12 protein-coding genes are annotated in these 10,251 nt (G+C 72.7%); 6 read left to right on the forward strand and 6 right to left on the reverse strand.

Annotated features, from left to right (window positions below; translation table 11 throughout):
• Window positions 1-97: 97 nt before the first annotated feature.
• The 3 genes from ACLJPY_RS11290 (at window position 98) to ACLJPY_RS11300 (ending at window position 1,939) form a co-directional block, all read left to right on the forward strand.
• Window positions 98-805: an SDR family oxidoreductase gene (locus ACLJPY_RS11290; RefSeq protein WP_410587959.1), complete on the forward strand. Its 708-nt coding sequence runs from the start codon at window positions 98-100 to the stop codon at window positions 803-805.
• An 88-nt stretch (window positions 806-893) separates the two neighbouring features.
• Window positions 894-1,604, forward strand: a complete 711-nt coding sequence (locus tag ACLJPY_RS11295) for a hypothetical protein (RefSeq protein ID WP_410587960.1) — start codon at window positions 894-896, stop codon at window positions 1,602-1,604.
• Window positions 1,605-1,756: 152 nt separating this feature from the next.
• Window positions 1,757-1,939 carry a hypothetical protein gene (locus ACLJPY_RS11300; protein ID WP_410587961.1) on the forward strand — a complete coding sequence of 61 codons (183 nt, stop codon included), beginning with the start codon at window positions 1,757-1,759 and terminating at the stop codon, window positions 1,937-1,939.
• A 33-nt stretch (window positions 1,940-1,972) separates the two neighbouring features.
• Here ACLJPY_RS11300 and ACLJPY_RS11305 read toward each other — a convergent pair whose 3' ends face one another.
• The 5 genes from ACLJPY_RS11305 to ACLJPY_RS11325 form a co-directional block, all read right to left on the reverse strand.
• Entirely contained in the window at window positions 1,973-3,451 is a 1,479-nt protein-coding gene (locus ACLJPY_RS11305) for an alpha/beta hydrolase (protein ID WP_410587962.1), read from the reverse strand.
• Between the two features lie 84 nt (window positions 3,452-3,535).
• Window positions 3,536-4,927, reverse strand: a complete 1,392-nt coding sequence (locus ACLJPY_RS11310) for an MDR family MFS transporter (protein WP_410587963.1) — start codon at window positions 4,925-4,927, stop codon at window positions 3,536-3,538.
• A gap of 90 nt (window positions 4,928-5,017) precedes the next feature.
• Window positions 5,018-5,347 carry a hypothetical protein gene (locus ACLJPY_RS11315; RefSeq protein WP_410587964.1) on the reverse strand — a complete coding sequence of 110 codons (330 nt, stop codon included), beginning with the start codon at window positions 5,345-5,347 and terminating at the stop codon, window positions 5,018-5,020.
• Window positions 5,348-5,578: 231 nt separating this feature from the next.
• Complete coding sequence (locus ACLJPY_RS11320; RefSeq protein WP_410587965.1) at window positions 5,579-6,475, reverse strand: hypothetical protein; 897 nt, start codon at window positions 6,473-6,475, stop codon at window positions 5,579-5,581.
• A gap of 122 nt (window positions 6,476-6,597) precedes the next feature.
• Window positions 6,598-7,065, reverse strand: a complete 468-nt coding sequence (locus ACLJPY_RS11325) for a GNAT family N-acetyltransferase (protein ID WP_410587966.1) — start codon at window positions 7,063-7,065, stop codon at window positions 6,598-6,600.
• A 65-nt stretch (window positions 7,066-7,130) separates the two neighbouring features.
• On the opposite strand from ACLJPY_RS11325, the gene ACLJPY_RS11330 reads away from it, so the two are divergent.
• A complete protein-coding gene (locus tag ACLJPY_RS11330; RefSeq protein ID WP_410587967.1) occupies window positions 7,131-7,748 on the forward strand; it encodes a TetR/AcrR family transcriptional regulator in 618 nt (205 codons plus the stop codon).
• On the opposite strand, the gene ACLJPY_RS11335 is transcribed toward ACLJPY_RS11330, so the two are convergent.
• Window positions 7,705-8,670: a GlxA family transcriptional regulator gene (locus ACLJPY_RS11335; protein WP_410587968.1), complete on the reverse strand. Its 966-nt coding sequence runs from the start codon at window positions 8,668-8,670 to the stop codon at window positions 7,705-7,707. The genes ACLJPY_RS11330 and ACLJPY_RS11335 overlap by 44 nt on opposite strands.
• 43 nt (window positions 8,671-8,713) lie before the next feature.
• Between ACLJPY_RS11335 and ACLJPY_RS11340 the strand changes: the two genes are divergently transcribed.
• Together ACLJPY_RS11340 and ACLJPY_RS11345 are read left to right on the forward strand one after the other, a co-directional pair.
• On the forward strand, window positions 8,714-9,103 hold the full coding sequence (locus tag ACLJPY_RS11340; protein ID WP_410587969.1) for a cupin domain-containing protein: 390 nt from the start codon (window positions 8,714-8,716) through the stop codon (window positions 9,101-9,103).
• Between the two features lie 605 nt (window positions 9,104-9,708).
• Complete coding sequence (locus ACLJPY_RS11345) at window positions 9,709-10,212, forward strand: winged helix-turn-helix transcriptional regulator (protein WP_410587970.1); 504 nt, start codon at window positions 9,709-9,711, stop codon at window positions 10,210-10,212.
• Window positions 10,213-10,251: the final 39 nt, after the last annotated feature.

Here is a 10,251-nt window from a genome sequence, read left to right on the forward strand (position 1 = left end):
ATTCTATCGCAGACATCGAAAACCTCTGGTTCACGACGGGATTGTTCCGGGGCCGTCCGGCGCTGAAGGCGGTGTGCGAGACGGAAGGAGCACGGAAATGTCGTTCGAGGGAAAGCGGCTGGTCGTCGTGGGCGGTAGTTCGGGGATCGCCCGGCGGATCGTGACCGACGCGCACGCGGCGGGTGCGGAGGTGACCTGGGCGGGCCGGAACCCGGCCGCGCTCGCGGAACCCGGTGTCCGCGCGGCGTTCGCGGATCTCGGGGAAGAAAGGTCGCTGAAAGCGCTTGCCGAGGAAGCCGGCGAAGTCGACTTCCTCGTCTCGCTCGCCGCGGCGCCGGCGAACGGCCCGGTGGTGACGTTGGAGCGGGACGCCGTCACCCGGGCCTTCGACGCCAAAGTGGTCGGTCCGCTGCTGCTGGCCAAGCACTTCGCGCCCCGCTTCCGCGAAGGCGGCGCCATGGTGTTGTTCTCCGGCGTCGCCGCGTGGCGCCCGGTGCCGGAACGGACGGTCATGGCGACCACGAACGGCGCGGTCGCGTTCCTCGCCGAAGCGCTCGCGGTGGAGCTGGCGCCGATCCGCGTCAACGCGATCTCGCCGGGCATCGTGGACTCGGGCGCGTGGGACCGCCTCGGCGAGGCGAAAGCGGAGTTCTTCCGCCGGTCGGCGGAGGCGAACCCGGCCCGCCGGGTGGGGCGGCCCGCCGACGTTTCGGCGGCCACGCTCCAGCTGCTCGCCAACCCGTTCGTCACGGGGTCGGTGCTGCATGTGGACGGTGGCGGGCGGCTCGCCGGAAACCGTGGGTGAGCAAGCCTTTACAGCGACTTGAACGGTTCCTATGATCGGCCGTCCGGATGCGCCGCCGCCCGTCCGGACGGCCCAGGTGGAGGGTTTGATGGCACGTAGGGCTCCGCGCCGAGAGCAGGTCACCGTCGCCGAGTTGCTGGGCCGCTCCGGCGGACCGCGCGATGAGGACCGCGATCAGGACCGTGATCAGGACACTGTGGTCTTCGCGCGGGCGCGCCACCGCGAGAAGCCGCCGGTGCTGCGTTCGCTGGCGCGGCTGCGGGTGATGTCGGTGGTCGCGGGAGCGCTGGCGCTGACCGGCGGTGTCAGCGCGGCGGTGTCGATGCCGTCCTCTCGCGACATCGCGGCGGCGTGGCCCCCGATCGGCCTGGAGCCCCCGGCGGTGGCGCTGGTGCCGCTGCCCGCGGACGTCGTCGTCCCGCCGGCCAAGCACGCTCCACCTTCGGCTCCTGCCGATCCGGAATCCGCGGTGACACCCGCCGAGCCGGACGAGATCTCCCCGGCGGGTGTGGATTCCGGGCCGGATTCCGCGAGCCCGGTGGGTCACCGTGGATCACTGGCCCGGGCGGTGAAGATCGTCGACAAGGTCAAGTCGCCCCCGCTGGCGAAGGCGAAAGCGAAGCCGACGTCGCCGGAGCAGACGGCGCCGGTGCGCCACGAGATCCCGGACGTTCCCCTGTGGGCCGGCGGCCGCCCGAAAACCCCGGACTGGCCCGCGATGTGGGCCGCGCACCGCCCCGCGGGCTTCCCTTCGGGCGCCCACCACGGCTGCGGCGGCGGTGGCCGGCACCGCCGCTGAGACCGGGCGCGGGGACACGCGCCGGACACAACTCACGAGTAAGGTGACGAACCCGAATCAAATTCATAGAATCGCGGAGCCCGGGTCGGCGAAAGCAGCGGAGGTTCCTGATGGCGCGCACGGCGCACCGTGCCACCGGAAGACGTGTGACGGTGGGGGAGCTGATGTTGCGGCCGGATGTCCGCGGCCGGCGTCGTCCGGAAGACCTCGAGGTCCTGGAGCTGGCGTACCGCATGCGCCGCAGGATCGGCCCGGAGACGGCGGCGCAGGTCCCGTCGCCGGGAGCCAGGGCACTGGCGGCGGTGGCGGGCCTTTGGCGGCGCCGGGGCCGGTAGGCCGGTCCCGCCGCGGTCGTCGTGTGAGAGGAACTAGAAGCTGATCGTCGAGGGAGGCCGGGCGATGGTGCTCGCCGCCCCCGGCTCGACCGCCGCGCAGTGCGTGCCCGGCGCCGGAAGCCGGCCGCTGATCAGGTAATCGTCGGTCGCCTTGACCACGCAGGCACTGTTCTTGAAGTACGCGCCATGGCCCCAGCCGTCGTAGGTGAGGAGCGTGCCGCCCGTCTGGCGGGCCACGGTCTGCGACCACGCGTAAGGCGTCGCCGGGTCGTGGCGGCTGCTCAGCAGCAGCACCGGTGGCGCGCCGTGCACCCGCAGCGGGTGCTGGGGGTTGCTCGCCGGATCCGGCCAGCCGAGGCAGCTGGTCACCGCGGTCCAGCCCAGTGGGTTGACCTTGACGTCCGGGGCGAACGCCGCCGCCACGCGCCGGTAGGTCTCGAGCTCGGCGAAGTCGTGCACCGGCATCCGCCAGTCGTCGCAGAACACGCTCGGGAAGACGTAGTTGATCGGGATGTCGTCACGCAGGCTCGCCGGCGCGGCGCCGTCCGCCAGCCGCTCGAGCACCGTGGCGAGCCTGTTCCAGCTGGGCACGTAGGAACTGCCCTGGATGTCCGCCGCGAGGTCCAGTGGCTCGACCGGTTCGCCGCTCTGCGGATCCTTCAGTTCGCCGCGCGCGGCCTTGTCCTGCAGATCGCGTGTCAGCCGGGACACGTCACGGCCGTGGAGCGCGCAGCTCGGCGTCCGGTCGCACCAGGCCGTGAACTCGGCGAACTCCGCCTGCAGCGACCGCGTTTCGCCGAGCAGGAACTCCGCCGCGGTCGACTGGGAGTGGTCCATGTTGCTGTCCAGCACGAGCGCGCGGACCTTGTCGGGGAACAGCTCCGCGTACTGCTGGCCCATCAGCGTCCCGTAGGAAACGCCGTAGTAAGTCAGTTTCGGTTCGCCGAGCGCGATGCGGACGGCGTCCATGTCCCGCGCGACGCTCTTCGCGTCGGCGAACCGGCCCAGCGGCCCGGAAAGGCGGTCGCAGCTTTCGCCGAGCTTCCGGTTGTACGCGGCGAGCTGGTCGAATTCGGCCTGGTTGCGGGGCACCCGCGGGTGGTCGGCGATCAGTTCGTCGAGCCCGCACGAAATCCGGCCGCTGCTCCCGATACCGCGCGGGTCGAACCCCACGGTGTCGAAGCGCCGGGTGATCTCCGGCGACAGCGACCAGCCGTTCTTGACCTCCTCGGTGCCCGACCCGCCGGGCCCGCCCGGGTCCATCAGGACCGAGCCGATCCGGGCCTGCGGGTCCGCGGCCTTGCGCCGGGCGAGCGCGACGGTCGTGGTGCCCCGGTCCGGGTGCGCCCAGTCCACCGGCACGGTCACCGCGGCGCAGTCGACGCCGGGCGCGTCGGCGCACGGCTGCCAGTCGACGGATTCGGCGGCCGACGCGGGCGTTGCCGCCGGCAGGCTTCCCAGCAGCGTCGTCACGGCCACCACCGTCACCAGCCGCCTGGCCACCCCCGACATGGTCAGCCCTCTCCCCTCACTGACAGTGTTCGACCGGTTCCAGCAAATCACCGATCCGGGGTTCGCGCCAGCTTCGCCGGTGGATCAAGTCGTGCTGTCCACTGTGGACGAACGATCGGCCCGCCGGAGCCAGGCCGTGGTCACCACGCCGGCCACGCACAGCGCCGTCAGCACACCGAAAGCCCGGCCGAACCCGGTCGCCGGGCCGGCGGTCAGTCCCTCCGACAGCACGAGCACGCACAACGCGCCGCCGAGGGCGCCGCCGACGCGCATCACGATGTTCACCAGTGCCGTGGCGTGGCCGAGTTCCGCCGCGTCGACCGACGCGTACGCCGCCGTCGACGCGGGCATGATCGACAGCCCGAGACCGGCGCCGCGGACCAGCAACAGGGTCTGGACCAGCCACATCGGTGTGTCCGGGCCGCGCCAGGGGAACGGCAGCGTGCTGGCCAGCACCACGAGTGACCCGGTCAGCGCGACGGTGCCGCCGCCGAGGCGGTCGGTCATCCGGCCGGCCACGAAGACGAACACCGTCGTCGCCAGCCCCATCGGCGCGAGCAGGACGCCGGTCTCGGCGGGCCCGGCGCCGAGCCGGACCTGGAACCACAGCGGCAGCAGCAGGACGGCGCCGAACATCCCGGCTCCGCCGAGCAGCACCGACGCGAGCGCGGCGCCCAGCACCGGCCGCGCGGCGAGCCGCAGCTGCAGCACCGGGTGCGGTGCGCGCAGCGACCACCACGTGAACAGCGCCATGGCGGCGGCACCGACGGCCGCGAGGGCGACGTCGAGCGAGCCGGGGGTGCCGAGTTCGGTGAGCGCGTACACCAGCAGCGGCAGGCCGAGCGACACCATGGCGAGGCCGCGCCAGTCCATCGGCGGCGGCCGGTGCCGGTCGCCGCGCGGCACGTACCGCAGGGCCAGGCCGAACGCGAGCAGCCCGATCGGGAGGTTCAGCCAGAACAGCACCGGCCACGAGAAGTGCGCGAGCAGGAACCCGCCGACGCTCGGCCCGACGACCGGCGCCAGCCCGACGACGAGCGCGAGCGTGCCCATGGTGCGGCCCAGCCGTTCCGGGCCGACGGCCAGCCCGATCACGGTCTGCCCGGCGGTGACCATGACACCGGCGGCCATGCCCTGCACGGCCCGCACGCCGATCAGCGTGCCCGCGTCCGGGGCGAGTGCGCACGCCACGGACGTGAGCAGGAACGCGGCCAGCGCGCCGAGCCACAGCCGTCCGGCGCCGAACTTGCGCCCGAGCCACGGTGTGAGGGGCAGTGCGGCCGAGAGGCCCAGCAGGTACGCGGTGGCGACCCACTGGATCTCGACGAGCGCGACGCCGAGGCTGTCGCGCATGGATTCGAGCCCGACGGCGACGATCGAGGCGTCCATGTTGCCCAGGAAGCCGCCGAGCGCCATCACCCCGGAGGCGATCCAGACGCGGCGCGGGATCGGCGGGGCGGTGCGGAGTCCGGTCATGCCGCCGACGGTAAAAGCTCGAGGAAGCTTGAAGTCAACCTCGCTCGTGCGCAGTGCCGGTGTTACCGGTCCGATCGGTTCAGCACGTTCTCACTGGGCCGAACGGCGGCTGACGACACTCCGGCTGCCCGCTTTGAGGCCCCGGTAGTGCTCGAGGGCCGCCACGGATTCGGTCACCTGCTCGAAGCTCGGCAGGGCGCGCACGTTGGCCACCAGCGTCATGTCCTTGCGCGGGATTTCGATGAAGCAGACCTCGACGCCGGCGTGCTCCGCGTGCGCGGCGACCTCGGCCTGCCAGCCGGGCAGATCGAGGTCGTCACCGAGCCATTCGTGCAGGTAGACGCACCACTTCCCGCGCAGCAGCTCACCCGCGATGGCTTCCAGGCCGACCACGTACGGCTCCGTCACGTGCTCGGACACGAGCGTTCCCCGCAACACCAAGGCACTGCTTCCCTCCTGCACCCGGCGGTGACCCCTACCGCCGGAATGCGCTCTCTTCGGCGGTGCCTCCCCACATCCGCCGAGCAGCGCGAAACCCGGTGACCGATGACGAACACCGGGTTTCGCCAACCTACCGGTGGTTTTGGTTCACAGCAACCGTTCCCCCGGACCACCGGAAATCGCGTGCACAACCGGCGTGCGGATGCACGCTCAGCGCACTCGCGCGCGCAGCAGGTTGGGCGATCCGCCGAAATACGCGCTGTCGGCCACGTACAGCGTGTCACCGCGCACGGCCACCGACGTCGGGTTGGCCAGGCCGTCCGAAGTGGACAGGATGGTCCGTGTCCCGTTCCGGTCGACGGTGACCACCCGGTTCTCCTGGTTGACGGCCGCGACGACGGTCTCGCCGTGGAACGCGAAGTCGTCGACCGGCCCGAGACCCGAGACGACGACCCGGCCGGGTGCGCCGGTCAGCGGGAACCGGACCAGCGTGCCGCGATCCAGGTTGGACACCCAGACCGCGCCGTCGTGGACCTTCACGCCGTTGGCGCCGAACCCGCCGGCCGGGGCGAGCAGCGCGCCGGTGGCCCAGTCGGTGACCCGGCCCGTGCGCGGGGAGACGCGCCGGACGACCGAACCGAACGAGTCGGCGACGAAGATGTCCCCGCTGGCCGGGTCGCGGGCGACGCCGTTCTGGAAGCCGGCCGGTGACAGGGCCGCCACCTGGACCGGCGTGGTTCCCGGCCGCACGCGGTACAGGCCGGTCGCCGGTGTGCCGGTCGAAACGGCGACGTACAGGTCGCCGCCGGGAGCGCGGACGATCCCGCCGAGGAACAGCTTCCGGTGCACCACCGGGACGTCGCCGTCGGCGGGGACCGGGATCCGGGCGATGACGCCGACCCGGCCGTCCGGGGTGACCCGGCCGATCTCGCCGGTGTAGGCGAAGGTGAGGTCGGCGGAGCCGTCGGGCTCCAGGGCGATGTTCTCGGGTTGCTGCCCGGCGGCGAGGTCGAGCGGGACGATCCTCGGCGCCGCGTGGGCGGGCGTGGCGGTACCGGCCAGGACGGCGGCCGCGGCCAGCGCGGCGCCGATGTGCTTGATGCGCAAGGGAAACTCCGGTTCGTGAAGGGAGCGGCGAAAAGAACCCCAGATCGCCGTGCCCTCGAAGGTAGGCCCGGTGCGCACCCCGCCGCCAATAGCCCGGCTTGGGGCAGCCATCGGAAAACCGATCACAGCTCGCGGGCGAAGCAGCGGGAGAGCGGTTCGCCGCGGTACGGCCCGTAAGCCTCGATCGGTTCGTAGCCTTCGCGCCGGTAGAAGGCGATGGCGTCCGGCTGGCCGGTGCCGGTCTCCAGGAGCAGGCGCGTGATCCCGAGGTTCCGCGCGTGGTCTTCGAGAGCGCGCAGCAGCGCGGTCGCGACGCCGGTGCCGCGGGCCGGCGGCTCGACGTACATGCGTTTGACCTCGCCCGTTCCGGGATCCAGCGGTCGCAACCCGCCGCAGCCCACGGCGGTGCCCGCGGAGTCGCGCGCGAGCAGAAAGACGGCGACGGTTTCGGCGGTGGGGACCGTGCCGGGCTCGTGGTCGTCGGTGCCGTAGCGGGCGTCGAGTTCGGTGCGCTGGGCGCGGCGCAGGCGGACGGCGTCGGGATCGTCCCAGGTCACCGCGGTGATCGTCGGTGGGCAATCGATCGGCATGGCCGCCCCCGTTCCGTAACAAGCGTTACCGTAGCAGCTGTTACGCTAACCTGGAAGGGAGTCCGATGCCGAAGCAGCGTGACGTCCGGGCGCAGCGGGAACTGCTGTCGAACGCGACCTGGCGAGTGCTCGCCGACGACGGCCTGCCGGGCCTGACGCTGCGCGCGGTCGCCGAGCGCGCCGGCTGCACGACCGGGCTGGTGATGCACGCTTTCCCGACGAAGAAGGCGTTGCTGCTGCACGCGCGTGACCTGCTGCACGAACGCACCGCGATCCGCGCGGACGCGGCCGAAGCGGCGGCCGCCGACGCGCCGGGCGCGCTCGCCGCGGTGCTCGGGCAGGCCGTGGACCGCCCGCACGGCCACCACGAGGAATCCCGGGTCTGGGCCGGCTTCCTGGCGGCGGCCCTGGCCGACGCCGATCTGGCCGAACGTCACCGCGCGGCGAACCGGTCGTTCGTCGACCGCGTCCACCGCCTGGTGACGGCGTGCCGCCCGGAGTGGCCGCCGCCGCGGCGCGAACTGGCGGCGAAGAGCCTGGTGGCCCTGGTCGAGGGCCTGAACGTGCTGGCCGCGGCCGACCCGGAGACCTACCCGGCGCGGCTGCAGCGGGAGGCGCTGGCCGCGGCGCTCGCCGAGGTCACGCCGCCGGGCCGAAGCGGCGGCGGTAGGCGCTCGGGCTGAGGCCGGTGTGCCGCCGCAGCTGGGCCCGCAGGTTCGCGGCGGTGCCGAAGCCGCTCGCCGACGCCACCCGGTCCAGCCGCAGCTCGCCGCGCTCGATCAGGCGGCACGCCAGCGTCACCCGTTCCGTCGTCAGCCACGCCAGGGGCGTGGTGCCCAGTTCCGCACGGAACTTCCGGTGCAGCGTCGCCGGGCTGGTCGCGGCCCGCGCGGCCAGGTCCGCGACGGTCAACGGCGTGTCCAGCCGCTCGAGCGCCCAGGCGAGGACCGGCGCCAGCGACGTCTCCGGCACCGCGGGCACCGGGCGGGCGATGAACTGCCGCTGGCCGCCGTCGCGGTGGCCGGTGAACACCAGCCGGCGGCTGACCGCGTTGACGACTTCGGCGCCGTGGTCGCGGTGGATGAGGTGCAGGCCGAGGTCGAGCGACGCCGCACTGCCCGCCGCCGTCAGGACGTTCCCTTCGTCGATGAACAGCACGTCCGGCTCCCACCGCACGCGCGGGAACCGCGCGGCCAGCGCCGCGGCCCACTGCCAGTGGGTGGTGGCCCGCTTGCCGTCGAGCACGCCCGCCTCGGCGAGGGCGAACGCCCCGGTGCAGAAGCTGACCAGCCGGGCGCCGCGGTCGGCGGCCCGGCGGATCGCCGCGATGATCGCCGGGTCCGTCGGGACACCGGTGTTCGGGCGGGCCGGGACGATCAGGGTGTCCGCCGTGTCCGCGGCTTCGAGGCCGGCCACGCCGGAGAGGGTGAACATGCCGAGGTTCATCCGCACCGAGGGGGTCGCCGCGCAGAGCGTGAAGTCGTACCAGGGCCGGTCGAGTTCGGGACGGCGGAGCCCGAACAGCTCGGTCGCGACGCCCATCTCGAACGGGTTCGACTCCTCGGTGACGATGGCGACGACCCGGTGCGAGAATTCTTGCGGCATGTGCGATTCCTAGCACTCCCGGCTCGGTCGCACCAGGACGAGCATGAGCGGCATGAACCCGATCGACCTCAACGAGGTCCTGGCGAGTTTCGACGCCGCCTGGAGCCCGCGCATCGTCACGCGCGTCAACGACTACGACATCCGCCTCGCCCGGTTCGACGGCGAGCACGTCTGGCACGTCCACGAGGACACCGACGAGTTCTTCCTGGTCCTGAACGGCGAGATCCGGATCGGCCTGCGCGACCCGGACGAGCGGTTCGTCACGCTCGGCCGCGGGCAGGTGTTCGTGGTCCCGAAGGGCACGTTCCACAAGCCGTCCTCGAAGTCCGGCGCGAGCGTGCTCCTGGTGGAACCGGCGGGCACGCTCTCGGTCGGCGACGAGCACGACGAGGTGCCTGACCACGTCGACGTCACCACCGGCCACCTCGTCTGACGGCGGACATCGCGGGCCATGGCGGGCATCGCGGGCCCCCGGCACGGCCCGCCCTCCCTGGGGGGTGCCCCCGCTTCCAGCGTATCGAGGGGGCCCGACGGAAATCGGGGATGTGCGGCGTCGGCGGCCTGGTTGTCCACAACTCCTGAGGGCTGTGGACAACCGGCCGCCGTGGGGCGGGACAGGCGCGGGCCTGGCCGCCACGGGCCTGGCCGGGCGCGGCTGTGCAACGGCCGATGCGGCACAGCCGGGGTGGCCAACCCGGCTGTGCCGCCAGCTGCCTGGTCAGTGCCCGCCGACCGGCTGCCGCGTCTCGCCGAGGGCGAGGCCGGGGCAGCACCACCGGATGGCTGCCCGCCAACCGGCCTTCGGACTGGCCGCCCCTGGCGATCGGCCGCCCCGGCTGGCGCCACCGGTCCTCGGACTATCCGCCCCGGGCGACCGGGCGCCCCGGCTGCGCCACAACCGCCCTCCGAACTGTCCACCCCGGCCGACCGGCCCCGGCTGAGCGCCACCGGCCACCGCCCCAAGCCACGAGCCACCCCGAACCCGAGCAACCCGCTGACCTGCTGAGTCCTGTCCCGGAACGGCGTACTCTCGCCCTCATGAAACGGACATCGTTCGCGCAGTGGCCGTGCTCCATCGCGCGCACCATGGATCTGCTCGGCGACTGGTGGACCCCGCTCGTGCTGCGAGACGCCTTCTACGGCGTGCGCCGCTTCGACGAGTTCCAGCAGGCGCTCGGCATCGCGCGCAACACCCTCGCCGACCGGCTCAAGCGGCTGGTCGACGAAGGACTGCTGGAGAAGGTGCCCTACCAGACCGAGCCCGTGCGCTACGACTACGTCCTCACCGAAAAGGGCCGCGACTTCTACCCCGTGCTGCTGGCGATGACCCGCTGGGGCGACAAGTGGCTCGCGACCGAGGCCGGCCCGCCGATCACCGTCCACCACCTCGCCTGCGGCCACGACACGCACGCCGAAATCGTCTGCGCCGAGTGCCGGGCGCCGATGACCCCGGACGACACGCGGATGCGCCGCGGACCCGGCTTCCCGGCCCGGCTGGCGCAGCGCCCGGACGTCGAGGAGCGCTTCGCCGGGCAAGAGTGATTGACAGAGTCAGTCTATCTACGCAACTATCGTGGTCAA

The organism is Amycolatopsis sp. lyj-23 (assembly GCF_046549135.1).
Taxonomy (GTDB): domain Bacteria; phylum Actinomycetota; class Actinomycetes; order Mycobacteriales; family Pseudonocardiaceae; genus Amycolatopsis.